Annotated in this window: 17 protein-coding genes; 6 read left to right on the forward strand and 11 right to left on the reverse strand. The window is 68.2% G+C overall.

The genetic code is table 11. The features are described from left to right. Both GNZ21_RS08515 and GNZ21_RS08520 read right to left on the reverse strand, forming a co-directional pair. On the reverse strand, nucleotides 1-1,064 hold a 1,064-nt coding region (locus GNZ21_RS08515; RefSeq protein WP_331250822.1), incomplete at its 3' end, for a TrbL/VirB6 family protein. A 44-nt stretch (nucleotides 1,065-1,108) separates the two neighbouring features. Further along, nucleotides 1,109-1,438: a DUF6112 family protein gene (locus GNZ21_RS08520; RefSeq protein WP_157323303.1), complete on the reverse strand. Its 330-nt coding sequence runs from the start codon at nucleotides 1,436-1,438 to the stop codon at nucleotides 1,109-1,111. A gap of 177 nt (nucleotides 1,439-1,615) precedes the next feature. Here GNZ21_RS08520 and GNZ21_RS16185 point away from each other — a divergent pair, with 177 nt between their 5' ends. After that, the gene (locus tag GNZ21_RS16185; protein ID WP_188503502.1) at nucleotides 1,616-2,479 is read left to right on the forward strand and encodes a TIGR02391 family protein; all 864 of its coding nucleotides are present in this window, start codon (nucleotides 1,616-1,618) and stop codon (nucleotides 2,477-2,479) included. Nucleotide 2,480: 1 nt separating this feature from the next. Here the strand turns inward: GNZ21_RS16185 and GNZ21_RS08530 are convergent, their stop codons facing one another. From GNZ21_RS08530 to GNZ21_RS08550, 5 genes are read right to left on the reverse strand one after another with little or no spacing between them, the layout of a single operon-like run. Continuing rightward, a complete protein-coding gene (locus GNZ21_RS08530) occupies nucleotides 2,481-2,747 on the reverse strand; it encodes a DUF6112 family protein (RefSeq protein ID WP_188503517.1) in 267 nt (88 codons plus the stop codon). A 5-nt stretch (nucleotides 2,748-2,752) separates the two neighbouring features. Further along, nucleotides 2,753-4,357 carry a M23 family metallopeptidase gene (locus GNZ21_RS08535; protein WP_157323307.1) on the reverse strand — a complete coding sequence of 535 codons (1,605 nt, stop codon included), beginning with the start codon at nucleotides 4,355-4,357 and terminating at the stop codon, nucleotides 2,753-2,755. 19 nt (nucleotides 4,358-4,376) lie between these two features. Beyond that, entirely contained in the window at nucleotides 4,377-5,048 is a 672-nt protein-coding gene (locus GNZ21_RS08540) for a hypothetical protein (RefSeq protein ID WP_157323309.1), read from the reverse strand. A gap of 48 nt (nucleotides 5,049-5,096) precedes the next feature. Beyond that, nucleotides 5,097-6,239, reverse strand: coding sequence for a ParB N-terminal domain-containing protein (locus GNZ21_RS08545; protein WP_188503501.1), 1,143 nt, complete (start codon nucleotides 6,237-6,239; stop codon nucleotides 5,097-5,099). Continuing rightward, a complete protein-coding gene (locus GNZ21_RS08550; protein ID WP_157323311.1) occupies nucleotides 6,232-7,092 on the reverse strand; it encodes a hypothetical protein in 861 nt (286 codons plus the stop codon). Before GNZ21_RS08550 ends, GNZ21_RS08545 begins: the two co-directional genes overlap by 8 nt. 79 nt (nucleotides 7,093-7,171) lie before the next feature. Here GNZ21_RS08550 and GNZ21_RS08555 point away from each other — a divergent pair, with 79 nt between their 5' ends. Next, complete coding sequence (locus GNZ21_RS08555) at nucleotides 7,172-7,510, forward strand: hypothetical protein (RefSeq protein ID WP_157323314.1); 339 nt, start codon at nucleotides 7,172-7,174, stop codon at nucleotides 7,508-7,510. 136 nt (nucleotides 7,511-7,646) lie between these two features. Here GNZ21_RS08555 and GNZ21_RS08560 read toward each other — a convergent pair whose 3' ends face one another. The 4 genes from GNZ21_RS08560 to GNZ21_RS08575 form a co-directional block, all read right to left on the reverse strand. Continuing rightward, complete coding sequence (locus GNZ21_RS08560; protein WP_229659401.1) at nucleotides 7,647-8,348, reverse strand: DUF2637 domain-containing protein; 702 nt, start codon at nucleotides 8,346-8,348, stop codon at nucleotides 7,647-7,649. Then, complete coding sequence (locus tag GNZ21_RS08565; RefSeq protein ID WP_157323316.1) at nucleotides 8,345-9,253, reverse strand: bifunctional DNA primase/polymerase; 909 nt, start codon at nucleotides 9,251-9,253, stop codon at nucleotides 8,345-8,347. The genes GNZ21_RS08560 and GNZ21_RS08565 overlap by 4 nt, the downstream gene beginning before the upstream one ends. 305 nt (nucleotides 9,254-9,558) lie before the next feature. Then, a complete protein-coding gene (locus GNZ21_RS08570) occupies nucleotides 9,559-10,383 on the reverse strand; it encodes a helix-turn-helix domain-containing protein (RefSeq protein WP_229659400.1) in 825 nt (274 codons plus the stop codon). A 288-nt stretch (nucleotides 10,384-10,671) separates the two neighbouring features. Next, nucleotides 10,672-12,111 (reverse strand): MFS transporter, encoded by a 1,440-nt coding sequence (locus GNZ21_RS08575; RefSeq protein ID WP_157323320.1) that lies wholly within the window; start codon nucleotides 12,109-12,111, stop codon nucleotides 10,672-10,674. Nucleotides 12,112-12,166: 55 nt separating this feature from the next. Between GNZ21_RS08575 and GNZ21_RS08580 the strand changes: the two genes are divergently transcribed. The 4 genes from GNZ21_RS08580 (at nucleotide 12,167) to mobF (ending at nucleotide 18,759) form a co-directional block, all read left to right on the forward strand. Next, nucleotides 12,167-12,637 (forward strand): MarR family winged helix-turn-helix transcriptional regulator, encoded by a 471-nt coding sequence (locus GNZ21_RS08580; RefSeq protein WP_157323323.1) that lies wholly within the window; start codon nucleotides 12,167-12,169, stop codon nucleotides 12,635-12,637. Continuing rightward, nucleotides 12,634-14,412, forward strand: a complete 1,779-nt coding sequence (locus GNZ21_RS08585) for a DEAD/DEAH box helicase (protein ID WP_157323325.1) — start codon at nucleotides 12,634-12,636, stop codon at nucleotides 14,410-14,412. The genes GNZ21_RS08580 and GNZ21_RS08585 overlap by 4 nt, the downstream gene beginning before the upstream one ends. Beyond that, nucleotides 14,409-14,972, forward strand: a complete 564-nt coding sequence (locus GNZ21_RS08590) for a hypothetical protein (RefSeq protein ID WP_157323327.1) — start codon at nucleotides 14,409-14,411, stop codon at nucleotides 14,970-14,972. The genes GNZ21_RS08585 and GNZ21_RS08590 overlap by 4 nt, the downstream gene beginning before the upstream one ends. A gap of 217 nt (nucleotides 14,973-15,189) precedes the next feature. Further along, nucleotides 15,190-18,759, forward strand: coding sequence for a MobF family relaxase (gene mobF, locus GNZ21_RS08595; protein WP_229659412.1), 3,570 nt, complete (start codon nucleotides 15,190-15,192; stop codon nucleotides 18,757-18,759). The last annotated feature ends 10 nt before the right edge of the window (nucleotides 18,760-18,769 follow it).

Here is an 18,769-nt window from a genome sequence, read left to right on the forward strand (position 1 = left end):
CCCTTGCCGGCCTCGGCGGTGGCTGGCGCATTCTTCGGGGTGGTCTTCGGCGGCGTCGGACCACCTCCACCGCCGTCGCCCTTGCCGCCGGAGGTGTCGTCGAGGACCTTCTTCGGTCCGTCCCCGGCAGGTTTGGACGGGGTGGGGACGGGCCGGTTCATCGCGCCCTTGGCTTCCTGCTCGCTGCTCATGGCGTGGTACATGTCGAAGCCGACGAAGGAGATGAACTTGTAGGTCATGTACGGGGCGAACGCGGCGATGAACATCAGCACGATCCCGGCGATCGGATCGCTGACCGAGGCCAGGTCCGCCTCGATGGGTGCACTGACCTGGGTGATGGCGACCAGGAAGATCACCACCAGCACCAACTTGGACACGATCAGCGCCAGCACGAACGCGGCCCACTTGGAGAACCACCCCTTGGTCGCATCCCACGACGAACCCGCCAGCGCGATGGGCGCGAACACGATCGCCACCAGCAGCAGGGCTTTGCGGACCAGCAGGGAGAACCAGACGATCGCCGCAGCACTGATGGCGAGCCCGGCGAGGAAGATCGTGATGATCGCCCCCACACCCGGTGCGGCGATGTTCACCCCGACCAGTCCGGCAGCCAATAGGGCGATGCGATCGCCCATGCCTTCCATCGTGTTCCCGGTGGCCTGGACGATCCCGATGGTGAGCTGGTCGGTGATCTCCAGCAGCAGCGCCACGATCGTGATGACCAGGAACGACCCGAGCACCGATTTTGCCAGCCCGAGCGCGGCACGAGACAGCGCGGTGGGGTCGCGGCGGATGAGCCCGGTGATGAGCTGGAGGCAGAAGAAGATCAACATGATGAACACAGCGACGCCGAACAGGACGTTGTAGACGCCCACGTACTCATCGCTGGTGACATCGACCAGGGTGGTGGTGTCGAACACCGCCCACACGGCCTCGAACAGCCAGCCCGCGGCGGCGCCCATCGCCGAGGCCAGCCAATCGAACGGCGCAGAGACCAGGGTGGCGGCGGCTTCACCGGCCACGTCACACACCGACGAGATGATGGGAACATCGCACACACCCACCGCAGATCACTCCTTCACGCAAAGTTGAGTTGATGGGGGTGGGGTCAGACCTGCTGGCCGACGTTCCAGAAGAAGTTGATGAGCGTGACCGCGGCACCGCAGATGATCGCCGCGCCACAGGAGACGAGGACGCCGACCTTCCCGCGTCCGGCCAGATGGGGGTTGGAGCTGTTGGCGCCGAAACCCCACACGATCGCGCTCACGATCAGCGCCAACACGCTGAGGATCAGGCCGATGGTCATGACCGCGCCGACGATGGTGCGCAGCTGGCTGATGCCCGGCAGGCCGGAGTCGTTGGGGTTGATGTCGATCTGCATCGGCAGCGCCGGCCCGTAGAGGGCGGCGGCTTCAGTGAGGATGGCGATGGTGTGCATAGCGGGGTGCTCCTTCAAGCTCGACGAGAGGTGGTTCTCGTCGGACAGGTGCACGCGACCGCCCGGAGACGAGCAAACGCGCCGAGGCTGAGGCATGTCAGGACAGCGGCGTAATCTGGGGTTGCCAATGTGCGCCAGTTCCGAGGCTCACGGGCTCTTTACCGGGAGGTGCACGGCGTGAGCGAGTACGGCGTCGATTACCTCCGGCGGCTCCGTGAGGCGGTCGAGAAGTTCGAGTCTGCGTTCGAGGCGTGGATGCACACCCAGGTCGAGTCCGACCACATGTCGGCACGAGGGCTGATGCCGACGGTCTGGACGAAGGACGATCAAGACGAGGTCAGCGTCCGGAACCTCGAGTTAGATGTGGCCGAAGCCGCGGGTCTCGCCGCGAGAGCTGTCGCGGTCACCGGGACCTACATCGGAGTCCAAGGGCTCGGGCTCATCGATCCCATCGCCAATTGGTCGTTCATGTCATCGCCCAAGGCCCCGATCGCGCCCCGTGACATCCGGATGACCGCCTCGAATGTCAAAGGCCGACTGGACGCGATGATCACCGATGCCGAGGCCACGGCCGACTCTGAAGTGCCCACCTTCGCACCCGCGCAGTTGCACCGCGTGGTCTGGTCCGCAGCCGCAGCACACTGGACCACGCACCAGTACCGAGTGGCGGTGCGCGAAGCCGCCGAAGCGCTCACCCTGCACTGGAAGGACCGTCTCGGCCGCCACGACGTTGACGACACGGTGTTCTGGCAGCAGACACTTTCACCTGGCGCGGCTGAATCGGGTCGGCCCAAGCTGGTCTGGCCTGGCGATCCCGCGGAAAAGACAACGAGGAGTATGCGCGGTGGCCTTGAACCTCTCGCAAAGGCGTTGAACGGCCTGGCAACAGGGCTCAACCTCACCGTCCGTAACGTGACCACCCATACTCGCGACGAACTGTCTGAGCAGGAAGGCATGGAGCGGCTCGCTGCCTACAGCTACCTCGCTCGAATCCTCGACCAATGCGACATCCAGCACGCCGCTGAGGACGCCAGCTCGTAACTCAGAGCTGAGTTCCGAGATCGAGCAGCCAGTTCACCCACGCGATGCCACCACCAGCCAGTACCGCAGCTCCGAGTGCGGTCCAGGCACCGACGCGTGCTTTGGTGGCGGCGGTGTGGTGGCCGTTGGCGGTGGCGAGCGCCCAGACGATGGCGCAGACGATCAGCATGAGTACGGCGATGATGAGCACGAACGTCAGCAGCGCGCCGATCACGGCGCGAAGGTCATCGGCACCTCCCACGGCTCCGAAATCCGGGAAGACGTCTATGCTCATCAGGCTCCTTCTCGGATCGTTACGTGGACGTGATCGAGGTGCCTGGTCACGACATCGGTGCCTCGGGTGTAGGGGCGCCAGCCCTCATCGGCGCGGGCGGTGGACCAGATCTGGTCCTGCCAGATCAGGTACTCCACACCGAGGGTTTCGGCGTGGGTCTGGAGCCAGTTCGTGACGGCCCAACCGAGTTCGAGGGCTTGACCCGTGGCCGGTTCGCCGATGGCGTTGCCGAACGTGCCGTCACAAGCCCGCCCGAGCGGGTGTTCGGAGACGGTGCCGGGGCGCGGGGAGTAGCAGGCCCACGCCGAGCCGGGGAACGCGGCGCGGACTTGTTCGAGGACGTGGGCGGTGCGCGCGGTGATCTGCCCATCGCTGGTGGGGTCGTCGACCATCGCGTCGGGGTCACCGCCGGGGAAACCGTCGGGTGGTCCGGCATCTGCGCCTGGGGCGCATCCCGGTCCCGCCGTGCTGCCGCCCTCGTGTTCGGTCGCGCCGTGCTCGGCCAGCCAGGCGGCGGCGTCGACGGCTTCGGCGCTTGGTCCACCTGGCCGGACTTCGAGGTGCAGGTGGGGTCCGGTGGAGTTGCCCGAGGAGCCGACGTCGCCGATGTGCTGTCCGGCGGTCACGGTGTCACCGGCTTGAACGTGGATGCCGTGGGACCACATGTGCGCATACGCGGTAGCGACCCGTTGCCCGGACACGGTGTGGTCGATGACGATCAGCCCGCCGTACCCGCCGGAGAACTCCGCGGTGGTGACCCGACCGTCGGCGATCGCAAACAACGCGGTGCCGTCCGCGGCGGCGTAGTCGGTGCCGGTGTGAAAGGACCGTTCCCCGGTGATGGGGTGGGTCCGCCACCCGAAGTCGGACGTCTTCGTCCACGTCCCTTCGGGCAACGGGAACAGCACGCGCGACGTCTCGGGCACCACACCGGCATCCCCACCGCCGCCTGCGGGGCGGGTGAGCGTCGCGAGGATGGTCTCGGCGACCGGCTGGTAGTTCTGATACCGGTCCGGGTAGGCGGAGACCTCGACGGCTTGGGCGGCCTCGCCGGGGTCCATCTGTTCCCAGCCGGGGATGTCCAGCAGGCCCCGCGGGCTCGGGTGGTTCGGGCCTTCGGGTCCACCGTAGAACGCGCGGGCCTGATAGGTGGGGTCCATCAGCTCGGCGACGGTGCCCCACCCGGTGGCCGGGCGCATCTGGAACAAGCCCAGCGAGTCATGATCGCTTCCGTCGCCGTCGTTCGGATAGTCACCCGACTCCGGATAGGCGCCGGTGTTGGACAGCATCCGCAGGTGGGACTCCGTGAGCGCGGCCATCAGCGCGATCACCGCGCCGCGGTCGTTGATGCCCTCGGTCTGCCCGCCGATGGTGATGATCGTGGCCGCGTGGGTGAGCTGGGCCCGGTTCAGCGTGACCGTCTCCCCATTGCGGGTCTCGGCGGTCAGGGAGTCCGGGACCGGCCCGACCGTCAGGCTCGTGCCGGGCAGGCAAACCGCTTCGGCGCGGGCAGCCGGGTTCATCAACACCCCGAGACCCAGCAGCACCACCGAGGGGCCAAGGAACAGCCCGGCGAGGACGAGGGTGGCGATGACCTTGCGCATCCCGGATCACTCCGTCTCTTCAACGCAGCGGGTTGTCGACTTGCGAGAGCCGCAGCAACCGGCACGCATCGAACGAGGGCTCACACGCGATGAATACCGTGAACGTCACAGGACGTTCGGTTTGCATGGGTTCGGTGCCCCAGATGCCGGCGCGGTAGCGGGTGCCGGTGATGGTGTAGGCGGTAGTGCCGGGCAGCAGCTGGCCCGGTGCAGCCTGGGCTTCGGCGTCGGCCCAGGCATCGGGGATCTCGACGGCATCGACGGTGATCCACTGCCTGGTCTGATGCGTCCGCAGCTGTCCCCAGGCCTCGGGGGAGGGGAGGTAGGAGCGGACATCGGAAGCCAGCCCGGAGGTCTCGTTCCCGGTGGGGTCGCCGACATCGACGAGCACCTGGGCATAGTCCGAGGGGCCGTGGCTGCCGGTGGTGTCCCAGGTGAACAACGCCACCGCCACCGAACGGGCGAACGCCTCGCCATCGGTGGTGTCGTACACAGGGCGCGGTGATGCCGAGGGGCCTGATGGTCCGGTGGGGCCGGGCGCGAGCGTCACCGCATCGTCGCCACTGGTGGTGGGTTGGGGTCCGCGGATGAGGCCGTAGACGCCGATGCCGACGATCACCAGCAGCACTACGGCGGCGGCGATCACGGCGACCAGCACCCGGCGACGGGAAGTCAGGTCAGAAGGGTTCATGCCTCACAGGTGCACACCGCCACCCCGGGGCAGGATCGCGTGTCCGTGTCAGACGGCGATCGCCTCACCTGGACGCGCTCTGGCGCCCTCGCCGCTATCGGCGTGGCCGTCGTCGCTGCTGCCTGTGCTGGTGGGGTCGGTGGTGCGCAGGGTGCGGACGTGCTCGACGAACGCGATCGTCCCGGCCACGGTGGCCTTAAACCGCTCCCAGTCCTCATCGGAAACTTCCGTGGCGATCTGGTCCGGGTCGTAATGGTGCCACCAGCCGTCCAGCTCGGCCCAGACGCGCACGAACGCCCGCGGCGGCAACACCAGCCCCTCCAACGGCCTGGCCGGGGTGCGGCGCTGGGAAGGACGTTTCTTGCTGGCCGCCTTCGCCCGCGCCAGGGCCTCCTTGGCGAGGGCCTCCAGCTCGGCGGCCTTCGCGTCGAGTTCGGCCTGCTCACGCACCCGCGCCGCCTCGACCTGGGCGCGGCGACGCACCGTGACCGGCTGGGACTCATCGGCGGCGAGCCGGTCCAGCTCGGCCAGCGACAGCTCGGCATTGATGCGCTGAGATGCCGGGGCAGCGCCAGCTCCGGCGTCGATGGCTTCCAGCTCGGCGGCGGCACGCTGGCGCACGTGCTCGGGCTGGGCCGGATTGCTGGCGAGGTCTTGGAGGCGTCCGATCTGTTCGAGCCGGTTGTAGGAGTTGCGGCCGGTGACCATCTGCGCCGCTTGTTCTCGACTGTCGCCGGAGGCACTCGGTGACGGTGCCGTCGATTCGACGGCACCGCGTGACCTGGGGTTTTGTCCTTCCGCGGTGAACCGGGACGCCTCTTGGCGACCGGCGGCGTCCTCGGCCATCAGCGCCTTCAGCTCCCGATACAGCGCAGCCTGTTCGGTCTGGGTGAGCGGCTTGTGAAGCTGGTTGTCGTCCTGCTCAGCCAGCAGCTGTCCGAGGCGGTCGGTGATCCCGGCGCGCACCCACACCTTCACGGTCCGCCACCCGAGCTGCTTGATCGCCGCCAGGCGCCTAGCCCCGCAGACCAACACGCCCTCGGGGGTGACGGTGATCGGCTGGAGCAGCCCGTCGCGGTCGATAGAGGCGGCGAGGGAGTCGATGTCACCGAAAGCGGTGCGGTGCCGGCGCCCGATGATGATCGAGGCGACGGTGCGTTCCAACTCGATATGGCCGTCTCGGTTACCCACGACCCTCGCCCCCGGAAGGTGAACTCGGTGCAGCGACGGTGATGGTCAGCACGAGGTCGTCATCGCGCAGCAGCACCCGCAACGGCTCACCGATCAGCAGCCGCAACAACACTCCCCGTCCCAGCGAGGTTCCCGTGTAGGCCGGTTCGGGGTTGCCCAGCACGGTCCGCAGCAACCCGTGCCACGAGGGTGCGGGCAGGTCGAGCAGCGCGCGGGCAGACTTGTCGCGGCGCAGCGCCTCGAACGCCGTGTGCCGGGACCCGGCCCGGGCGAGACGCTCGCACACGTACTCGATCGCGCCGCGCGCGGTGTGTGGTGGCCAGCCGAGCATGGTGAACAACGCGATCGTGTCCTCGACTGCACTGGATGCTGCTGCGGACTCCGGGATGGGCTCGGCCTCCTCCGCGGAGTCAGGGTCGGAGTGGTCGCGGTGGTGGAAGGAGGGGTGGAAGTCGGTCAGGGGGTTCTCGCGGTCGCTGAAGCGTTCGGCGTCGTGGAACACCGAGAACTGCACCCGCCTGGCCTGATGCGGCGAGCACAACAGCCCGTTGCCACGCTCTTCGGCGATGCAAGTCACCTGCACCGCGCGCGTCACCACCGCCCACGGATCATCGGCCTTCCTCGTCGCCGGGGTGCGCATCACCTCGAACGCCGCCGACGCCGCCTCCCACGCATCCAGACCATGCTTGCGAGCAAGAGGCGCGTACTTCTCAGCGGCATAGTGCATCAGCGCGGCAGCTTCGGCATCGGTACGCCACGCCCGCGGCCCACCCCGGTGGAGCCGGAGCAGCAAGGCACGCAGGCCCTCGCCGGTGGTGAAGTCCGTTCGTGATGGGCCGTTGGATGTGGTCATGGTGGTGGCACCTCCTGCACGGTAGGTGCGCACGCGCTCCCCGACGGCAAGCCGTCCGCTCACGCCCGAGAAGCTGCCCATGACTCAGCCCAACCCGATCCCTGACCGGGTGGCCCCGGAATGGCCGGACCCGCGGCTGCGGCCGAAGGCCGACAACGGCGGCAACCGGCGCGCCCGCTCGCTGATCGCGGCCCGTGATGCCGCGGTCGCTTCGACGGGAAGGCGGCGCATCCGGCGGGCCAGCTCGGTCTCGAAACTGATCCCACGCCCCGCCCACCGGGCACTGGACTGCGCCACCAGATCGGTCGGGCGCACCCACGCCACCCCACGCGCATCCCACCGGGCTACATCGCGGGCAGCCGCGGGATTCTTCCCGTCCAGTGAAGGGTCGCGGCGGCGAGCCAGCTCCGAGACCTGACCCTCGCGATCCGTCCCCGGCTCGGACGTCCTGGTCGCCGACGCTTCGGTCGCCGGCTCCTTCGGGTCCGGTCGCGCGGGACCTTCCGGTGGTGCTGCCCGCTTGGACTCCTGCTGGTCGTCTCGGTCCTGTTCCCTCATGGCCGCGCCTCCTGGTTTTCGTGACTGTTCACCAGAGAGGTGGACTCGGCGAACCATCGGCCCACCGTCGACGGGTGCACACCCACGCGGGCCGCGATGGCCTTGTTCGACCAGCCCGCCTCCCGCAGCTCGGCAGCGACCTCACGCCGATCCCGCTCCACCGACGCAGACTCAGGGCTGGTCTGGGCCGAATCGGCAGTGACCAGCTCGCGGACGGTCCCGGGTGAGAGCACCGCGTCGTCCTCGACGCGCACTTCGCTGCGTTCGGGCTCAGGCAGAGGCCGGGTAAGGATCACGGTCAGATGCGTAATCGCCAACAGCACCAACGGCGGCACGGCCGCGACCGACGCAGCCAGCACACCCGGCACATCGGCATCCGCGGCCACCACCGCATGCAGAGCGTTGGCCGTGACCGACACGATCGCCCCAGCGGCCAGCAGCATCCACGGATACCAAGCGCCCCGTTGCCCTGCGAGAGCGACCACCGAAACGGTCGCAACGACGATGATGCCGTCCACGATCAGCGGCCACGCCCACGCCTGCCCCGCCTCGATGCCCGAACGCCGGGCCAGATCAGCCAGAGCGGTGAAAGACAGCCAGAACGCCCCCAACGCGATCAACACCGTCCCGGCCACCGCGGTCATCACGGCGAGACGACCACCGCGACGACGCACCACCGGAGACGGTCCGGGGGTCATGAGAGCACCTGCCCATTAACAGTCCGCGACGCGCGTCGCGGCATCTCGTGCTGCCTGCCCGGCGACGAGCCCTGACCTCGTGCATGCGGGGCGGTGGTCCGGAACGCCGAACGGATCGTCGCCGAGACCTCTCGCGGACCCAGCCCGGCATGCTCGGCAGCAGGCCCGAGCACAGCCAGAGCCTCACCCGGTGCGGTGCCCGCCTCGGCCAGACGGCACGCCGCCCAGAACAACCCACGGTTCCGCTCGCCTTCACCCAGCGAGGACACCCACCGCGACAACCGCTCAGCGTCCGGACCACGAACCGGCACCGCAGAAGACGAGACGACCGGCGGGCGCGGGTCGAGGAATCCCCGAAGCCGCATCGCATCGACCGGCATCGGCGCAGCCGCTGTGGTCGCGATCAGCTCGTAGACACCGAGCCGATCCGCACCAACGGAGACCCTCGACGGCGGGACGACGACATAGCCCCCGCTCCCGCGGAAGTCCACATGCGCCCTCGGCGCCTGCCAGGAACGCTGCTCCCGCGCTCCCGCCGGGTAGTACGCGTGCAGGCCACCCGAAGGAGTGTGCACGAGCGCACCCCAGCCCTCGACCAACCCGCCGTCTTGGGCGCGCTCCCACGACCCGTACCCGGAGCCGCTGTCGTGAACATCGATATCGACCACCTCGACACCCGAGACCGGTCCGGTAGGAATAGCGACGTTCGCCTCCGGCCACCGTGACCACCATGCCGAAATTTGTCCGAGGTCAGTGGTCGCGTCGTGGAAGCCTCGCGTCGTCAGCGGCCGCTTCTCACCCGGCACGCATGGGAACACCGGCACGCCCGCGGTCGCGTAGACGCGAGCGGCCTCCGGCAAGGGCAGGTGGCTTGTTTGCTCGAGGGCGTCGAAGGCGGCAGGCATGGCACGGCCTCACGACACCGAACGTGTCCCCAGCGGCTCATGCGCCGTCGCGGTTGTGTCCCATGTCATCGTCGTCATCGTGGTCTCCTCGCGATCACCTGAGCACCGAGCCGATCGGGCTCGATGAACATCAGGTACGCCGGGACCACCGGGACGACGAGACGGACAAAGACAGTGACCGTCAGGTGCGGCGGTGAACCCGACGAGTCCCTACCGGACTACCAGCCATCACTTCGCCCATGAGCCGGTGACGGGTGAGGGTGAAGGAATCGAGCCCAGGAGATGAGTAGATCGTGAGCATCAGATTAAGCTGCTGCCTCTTGAGCGGCTCTGCGGTATCGGCCGGGGCTGACGCCCACGCACTGGCGGAACAGGCGGGCCGCATGGTTCCGACTCGACCACCCAACCTCACGAGCAGCCTGCTCGACAGTCAAGTCAGTCTCTCGGAGCAATCTTGCCATCCGCTCCGCCCGAAGCATCGTCAGGTACGCCAACGGCGTCTTGCCGTAAGCGTCGACGAACACCCGGCTCAGCTGAGCAGGCGACAGATGAACCGTTCGAGCAAGCCGTTCCAGCGTCCACCGCTCGGCAGGAGAACCACGCAGCAGCTCGACGACCTCGCGCGCCTCGACTCGGAGCGGAGCGAATCGACGATGACGCGGAGCACCGGCTCGCGTGGTCTTCCGTTGCGTCGGAGACCGCCGCGTGGGTGTCGTCTTGACGTAGGGCGTCACCACGTCGAGAACCGCAAACAACAATGCTTGCAGCCTGTAGAACCTCGCGGGGGACGGGCCGTCGAGACTGAGCGCAACAAGCTCGTCCAGCCAAGGAACGAGCATCCCAACACGGTCTTCACCGAGGCGTAGTACTTGCGCCGGTTCGGAGTACAACTCGTCTGCGAAGTCCCGTGCGTCCCACCGGTCAACCAGGAGCGCGGCGTGCTGCCAGAAGACCTGATCGATGATGTAATCCCGGTCGAGATAGAGGGTCGTGACGGTGATGAAGCCTTCGGGTTCACTTCCGCACAGGGTGTTCGAGCCGAGCGCTATGACGTCACCGAGGTTGACCGGCTTCTCGCCGAACTCGCTGAGCAGGATCGCCGATCCGTGGCGAACGAAGATCAGCTTCACGCAGTCGTAGGCGACCGGACCGATGGGGCGGTGAATCGTGCGAGTCCGCGCAAGGATCGGGTGGAACTCGGTCGGCTCGCTACCGAGAGCTTCGTTGGCCGACCCGCTCCCAGCAGAAGGGGCCGTGGCATGTGCGGCTCCTGTCATCGCCCTGACACCTCACGAACGACGCCTGCTGTGCCGTCCCAGAACAATCAGGCGGTAGCGTGATGGAGGCGCCCCCGCGGGACTGCGACGCACGGCGCCTGCGTCACATCGCACAGGCACCCCGGACACGTGATGCTCCTGTCACCGATACGCATCTGGTTCTGTGGTTGAGGCGCTGCTGGTGATGTGATGCCTGGGTAGACGGAAGGCGACCAGGGCGGCGATGAGAGCGACTGTGATGCCGACGCTCAGCGCGACGGTGAGTGCTTGGTCGTAGGTGGGATCGGAGGGGCCGGTCGTGGTGGCGGTGATGGCGAAGTAGGTGCTGCCGACGGTGGCGAAGCCGAAGCTGGCTGAGAGTTGTCCGACGCTGTTGAATAGACCGGATGCCTCCGAGGCGTGCTCGCGGGCCACGCGGGCCAGGGCGGTCTCGGTCAGCGGTCCGACGACCAGGCCCATGCCGAGTCCGCCGATGGCGGCGCCGGGCAGGAACGAGGCGAAGGCGGGCTGGTCGGGAGCCAGAAGGACGGCGGCGATGACCAGCGCCATGCCCAGGCTCATGGTGAGGAGTCCGGCTTGGATGACCAGGCGTCCGAGGCGTGGTAGGAGGGCGGTGGTGCCGATGCCTGCGCCGAGGCCGGTGAGGATGGCCCAGGGCAGCACGACGAGTCCGGCCATGAGGGCGCTGTAGTCGAGATGGCTCTGGACGTACTGGGTGATGACCAGGGAGAAGCCCATGACGGGGATGAAGAACAACACTTGGACGGCCATCGCGGACCGGAAGGTGCTGCGCTGCTGCAACGCCAACGGCACCAACGGCTGGCCACCACGGCGGTCACTGGCGCGCTGCTGGATCAAGAACACCACGAACAACACCGCGCCACCGGCGATAGCGGACACCTCGATGAGCGGAGTGTCGGTGTCGGCCAGGCCCGCCAGTCCCCGCAGGATCAAGAACAAGGACGCGGCCGAGAGCACCAGGCCGAGCAGGTCGAGCCGGACCCGTCCCTCGGAGCGCGCCGCCGGCAGGGTCCGCAGCGCCAGGATGACGACGGCGATGCCGATGGGCACGTTGACCAGGAACACGCCCCGCCAGCTCGTGCCGAACAAGTCCAGGGCGATGAGCACGCCGCCGAGGATCGGCCCCGCCGCCGCGGCGATCCCCAGCAGAGCGGAGAACGCGGCCATCGGCTTGGCTCGCTCGGTCGGTTCGTACATGAGCTGGATAAACGCCAGCACCTGCGGGACCATGAGCGCCGCGAACAGCCCTTGGACCACCCGGGCCGCCACGAGCAGCCACGCGACATCGGCGAGCCCACACGCAAGGGAGGCGAGGGTGAAGCCGACCACTCCGATCACGAACGCCCGCCGTAGCCCGAGCAATCTGCCCAACCGGGCACCGGTAATGAGCCCGACCGCGAAGGTCAACGTGTAACCGGACAGCACCGCCTGGGCTTGAGCGGGACTGGCGGCAAGATCAGTGGTGATGGCGGGCAGGGCGACGGTCACGATCGTCACGCCCAGCAGATCGACGAAGACCGCCAGCAGGATCGCGACGAGACCAAGAGTTCGAGAGCGCATCCTTACACATTACCTTAATGACTAAGATAATGAGTAGTTCAGGTACACTGGTGGGATGGCAAGCAAGGACACGACCGCGGCGGAACCGGATGCGGTGGAGCGGATCGCACGCGCTCTGCCCCCGTGGCTGTCGGCGGTCGACGCGGTGAACGAGGCGATCGCCCGTGAGGCAGGCATCGGGCCGTCTGATCTGGCGTGTCTGCACGAGGTGATCGTGGACGGAGCACTGCCGGCCGGTGAGCTGTCACGCAGGCTGCGGCTGACCACCGGGGCGATCACGCACATGATCGACCGGCTGACCGAGACCGGGCTGGTGCAGCGGGTCCGCGACGGCGCCGACCGGCGCCGCGTGCTCATCGAAGCCGTCCCCGCGGCACGTGAGCAGATGCTGGACCGTTACGGGCGCCTGGATACGCAGACCCGCGCGACCCTGGCCGGGTTCACCGCGCGCGAGCAGGAGGTGATCGCACGGTTCATCGAGACCAGCCTGCACGACACCCGGGCCCTGCTGGACGAGACTCCGTGACAGAACGGACGCAACTGACCTACCTGCCCGAGCGTGCGAGCTGGTTCCTCTGGACGCCCGACCCGGCCATGCTCGACTCCGGTGCACCCGCCGACACCACGGCGACGATGCGACTGGCGATCCCTGACGGCGACAAGATCGTGGCCCGTGATGTTCCCGGTCAAGAGATGAGCCTGCACGAGGGATGGGACTGGCTCCGTGATCGTGAGCCAGCGCAGACCGACAGTGACTCGTTGGGGGCCTGGACGCACCTGGCCCGAGACCCCGATGCCGACACGGCGCTCCTGCCGGTGTCGGCACACTGCGCCCTCACCGCCGACGACGCTCACATTCACACCGCCGACGCCACCACACGACATCTTCGCGACACCTTGCGGCTCGCCGACTCACTCGCCGATGCGGGACTGGCGGCGAGGCTGCGTGGCTATCAGCTCGCGGGCGTGCAATGGCTCACCCGGTGCGACGGCGGCGCGGTCCTGGCCGACGACATGGGGCTGGGCAAGACCCTCCAGACCCTGGCGCTCATGCTCGATCATTCCGAGGCGGCGCATCTGGTGGTCTGCCCGACCTCGGTGAGCACGAACTGGGAACGCGAGATCGCCCGCCACGCTCCCGGCCTGCGTGTGGTCGGCGACCGCGACGAGCCCGGGCCTGCCACGGTGACCGTGACGACCTATGCGCGCCTGCGGCGCGACCCCGCGAGGTTTACCGAGTGTTCGTGGGGTGTGGTGGCGTTCGATGAGGCCCAGCAGATCAAGAACCCTCGCACCCTGGCCCACCGCACCGCCTCGGCCATCCGCGCCGACTATCGGCTGGCGATCACCGGCACCCCGGTGGAGAACGAGCTGGGAGACCTGTGGGCCCTCGGTGACCTTGTCCGACCCGGCTTCCTGGGCACCCGCAGCCGCTTCCGCGACCGCTACGTCATCCCGGTCCAACGCCGCGGCTCAACGACCGCGGCCGACCGGCTCGCCACCCACACCCGCGACCTGGTGCTGCGACGTACCAAGGCCGAGGTCGCCCCCGAACTTCCGGCCCGTCAGGTCATCGACATCGCCTGCACCATCACCGACGAGCAACGCCGCCTCTACGACAGGGCCTTGGCCGAGACCTTCGGCGCAGGCCTGGGCTCCGGCGCCACCCGCCGCACCAACGTCCTGGCATTGCTGACCCGACTCAAGCAGGTCTGCAACCACCCCGCCCAGGCCCTCGGCCAGGACGGACCGCTAGCAGAACGGTCGGGCAAGTTCGACCGCGTGAGCGACATGCTCGACGAGACCCTGACCACCGGCACCGGTTGCCTGGTCTTCACCCAATACACCGCGATGGGCCGCCTCCTGACCGGCGACCTCGCCGAGCGTCACCGCATCACGGTCCCGTTCCTGCACGGCGGACTACGCGCGACCAGCCGCGACCGCATCGTGAGCGACTTCCAGGACGGCACCGGACCGAACATCCTCGTACTCTCCCTGCGTGCGGCCGGGTTCGGCCTCAACCTCACCCGCGCCACGACCGTCATCCACTACGACCGCTGGTGGAACCCCGCCGTCGAGGACCAGGCCTCCGATCGCGCCCACCGCATCGGACAAGACCAGCCCGTCACGATCTACACCCTGCGCACCGCCGGCACCGTCGAAGACCACATCGCCACCATGCAGACCCGCAAACGCGGACTCGCCGACGCAGCCCTCACCGGCAGCGACGCCGACCTGCTGACCCTCGGCGACGACGAACTGTACGAGGTGCTACGCCTGAACCCGGAGACCACACCATGACCCGCGAGTTCGGCTCCACCGCCTGGGGACGCGCCTGGCTCAAGCAGATCGAACCCGTCCTCATCACCGGACCACCCGACCGCGACCTCCCCCGCGCCCGCGCCCTGGCCCGCCGCGCCATCGACGACCTCACCATCGAGGCAAACCAGATCACCGCCCGGCTCACCGACCGCGGTCACGAGCACACGATCACTCTGAACATCCCGACCTGGAACCACAGGGAACAGACAGTGGTCGCCCGGACCATCGGCCAAGCCACCCCATCGCGCAGCGGCGACCTGCCCGACCACCTCGTCACCGAGCTGACTTCGGCCGGAGTGCGCGTCGCTCCGCGCATCGATGACATCAGCGCCACCAGCCACACCGACGAAGCAAGTCGACGGCACGTCCTCGCTATCTGTTACGCCCTCGTCCAGAATATCGACGAAGAACCTGTCGTCGCCGTCCGGCTTCGGATGCCGAGAGTGACCGCACCGCACTCGGGGGGATCAGCGTCCGACGACATGCTCGCGCTAGCCGACATCGATCCGCGGACCTTCTACGCCACCATCATTCTGTGAGCGAGGGTCAGTGCCGGCTAGTACATAGCGTTTCTTGCTGACGCATCGCTGAACTCTTCGGACGGCCTGACGGTGGTCCGCTCAGCTGGCTTAATCAGAGTCCCGTAGATTTCCCTCCACACGGTTGGCACCAAGGGTGCAGAGCGGGCGCGCCGGGCGCACCTGACCGCTGAGGCGGCCCCTTCCGAGATCGTCTCGGGAGGGGCCGGCCGTGGTGATGACGATCCGCGTGATGTCGTCGGGCCGCGGGTACGAATACCTGTTGAAGTCGGTCGCCGCGGGCGACGGCGAGCGGGACATGGGCACGCCTCTGACCCGCTACTACACCGAGTCTGGCTGTCCTCCAGGAACGTGGCTCGGCACCGGCCTATCCAGTCTCGACACCGGCCAGGGTCCGGCCCCGGCGGAAGGCGACACTGTGACCGAAAAGCACCTCGCCAGGCTGCTCGGCGAAGGCGTGCATCCGATGACCGGGAAGAAGCTCGGGTCGTCGTATCCGCGGTTGCGACCCCCGCGCGAGCGAATTGCGGCGAGGGTTGCGCGGCTGGATGCGTCGCTGACGGGTGCGCAACGGCAGGAAGCCATCGAGCACATCCGTGAGGAAGAGGTTGCGAAGAAGTCGCGCACTGCGGTTGCAGGCTTCGATCTGACGTTCTCGCCGCCGAAGTCGCTCAGCGCGGTGTGGGGTGTCGCCGACGCCGGGACGCAATCGCTGATCGCGCAGGCCCATCACGCTGCGCTGCGCGACACCATCGCGCTCCTGGAGGAGCGGGTCGCGGCCACCAGGGTCGGGCGCGGTGGGATCGCGCGGATGCCCGTCACCGGGGTGATCGCCACCGCGTTCGACCACTACGACTCCCGCGCCGCCGACCCACAGCTGCACACGCATGTCGTGGTCTCGAACAATGTCCAAGGCGAAGACGGCCGCTGGCGCACCCTGGACTCGCGCACCCTGCACCGCGCCACGGTCGCGATGTCGGCGTCGTACAACGCCTTCCTCACCGATCACTCCGCCCGGTTGCTCGGTGTCTCCTGGGAGCCGGTGGACCGCGGGAAGGACCGCAATACCGGCTGGGAGATCGCCGACGTGCCTGCTGCGCTGATCGCAGAGTTCTCTCGCCGCACCACTGGCACCGGCGACGGGGCCGCGGGGATCGAGCAGGTCAAGAACCGGCTCATCGCCGAGTACGTCACCGAGCATGGACGCCAGCCCTCGGCGGCGACGATTGCGCGGCTGCGCCAGCAAGCGACCTTGGAGACGCGGCCGGACAAGGAGTCGCATTCCTTGGCTGAGCTGACTGCCGAGTGGCGCGAGCGCGCAACTGTCGTGCTGGGTGAGGACGCGACGACCTGGGCAGGAGTTCTCCTGGCGCAGGGCTCGGCGGAGGCGCGGTTGCGCGCCGACGACGTGGGCCTGGAACAGGTGCAGGACATCGCGACCGTCGTGCTGATCGAGGTCGGCAACCGTCGGGCGACCTGGACACGGTGGAATCTCCACGCCGAGGCGATGCGCCAGATCATGGGCGTGCGGTTCGCCACCACCGACGACCGCACGGCGGTACTCGACCAGATCGTCACCCGCGCCGAGGAAGCATCACTGCGACTCACACCCGAGTACGACCGCGCGGTGCCCGACCACTACCGGAGCGTGGAGGGCTCGACTCGCTTCCAGCCCGCCGATCAGGTGGCGTACTCAAGCCAGGACATCCTGGACGCCGAAACTCGGCTCCTTCATCACTCTCAGAGCGAGGACGCGCCGCAGCTGTCCGCGCGGCTCGTCGCCAGGCACACCTCACGCAAGATCAAGGGCGTCCAGCTCGCGGCGGATCAAGCGGCGGCGATCACCGCCATCGCACGCTCCGGACTCACCCTCGATCTGCTGGTCGGGCCTGCCGGTGCCGGGAAGACTACGGCGCTGCGCGCCCTGCATCGGGCATGGACGGCCGCGAACGGCAAGGACTCCGTGATCGGTCTGGCCCCGTCCGCGGCCGCCGCCGAAGTCCTCGGGGACTCCCTCGGCGTCCGGGCCGAGAACACGGCGAAGTTCCTCTACGAACACCACCGCGACCGGTGGAACCTCCGGCCCGGGCAGCTCGTGCTCGTCGATGAAGCCTCTCTCGCCGGGACCCTCGCCCTGGATCGCATCACCACACACGCCGCTCAGGTCGGCGCCAAGGTCGTGCTCATCGGTGACTGGGCGCAGCTCTCGGCGATCGAGACCGGGGGAGCGTTCGGGATGCTCGTGCGTCACCGCCACAAGGTGCCCGAGCTGACCGACGTGCGCCGCTTCGCGAACGAGTGGGAGAAGAGCGCCAGCCTTGGTCTACGCCACGGGAACGCGGGCATCCTGGCGACCTACGATGCGCGCGGGCGACTTCACGACGGTGAACTCGACGCGATGCTCGATGCCGTCTACGACGCTTGGCGGGCAGACCGGTCCGCTGGCCACTCGACATTGATGATCGCCGGCAACGGCGACACGGTGGCCGAGCTGAACCAACGCGCCCGCGCCGACTTGATCAGGGCCGACGTTGTCGAGGCCGACGGTGTGCGGCTGCACGATGGGACGGCCGCTGGTGTTGGGGATCTCGTCGTCACCCGCCGCAACGACCGCCGCCTGAGCACCGGGCGGTCGTGGGTGAAGAACGGTGACCGTTGGCAGATCACCCATCGCTACGACGACGGCTCCCTCGCGGTGCGTCGGCTCGGCAAGGGCGACGTGCCTCACGGCAAGGCTCTTGTCCTGCCCGCGGCGTATGTCCGTAAAGACCTGGAACTCGGGTATGCCTCCACGGTCCATCGCGCGCAGGGCTCGACCGTGGACATCGCCCACGTGCTGGTCGACCCTGAGAAGGCGTCACGGGAGCTGCTCTACGTCGCTCTCACCCGAGGACGCGAGAGCAATCACGCCTACGTTGTCCAGCCCGACCCGCACGAGGTTGAACCCCACCTGGACCAGCCCGGGGCCAAGACCGTGGTCGAGCAACTAGCGCGGGTGCTCGCGCGCAGCGACGCCGGGCTGTCGGCGACCGAGACGCTCACGCTCGAGGTCGACCGGCATGCCTCGCTGTCGACGCTGTTGGACGAGTACGACGTCCTGGCCCGTGAAGCCCAAATTGACCGGTGGGTGGCACTGCTCGATGTCGCACCGTTTCCCGAGGGCGTAGCCGATGACGTGTTCACTAGTCCCTACTACGACCACCTTGAAGGCGCGATCGCCCGGCACGAAGCAGCAGGCCACGACGTCACAGCGATCCTGACCGCCCTGGCCCCGTCCCTCACTCCTGGAGAGGATCAAACCGACCCCGCGGCCCAACTCGCCACGAGTATCGACCAGGCCACGACGCGCTTGCCGGAAGGTCGGAGCACACGGGCGCGACGGGTAGCTGGGCTCATCGCGACGCCCGTCGAACCGATCCCGAACGACGTGCAGGCCGCACTCAGCGAACGAGCCGCCCTCATCGAGGACGCCGCGCAACGGGCCCTCCACCGTGCCATCAATGCGGGGGAGGACTGGACCGCGCGCATCGGTCGTCCCGGCGCGAACCGGCGCGCTCGCACGGCTTGGCTCACCGCAGCCACGACCATCGCCCTGTATCGGCACCGCTACGACATCACCGGGGCGGCGCCGCTGGGCGACCCAAGGGACATCACCAAAGCGCATCAGTCGGCCGAGTACCGGGCCGCTTCTGCCGCGCTACGCCGCGGTCAGTCGGCCGGGGAGCGTTCCGCCCAGCCCACCCCGCGCAGGGACGCGCAGAGAGTTGACCAGGGACGCCGCCTGTGAACGCTCCGAC

Source organism: Nesterenkonia alkaliphila, assembly GCF_009758175.1.
Lineage (GTDB): Bacteria > Actinomycetota > Actinomycetes > Actinomycetales > Micrococcaceae > Nesterenkonia > Nesterenkonia alkaliphila.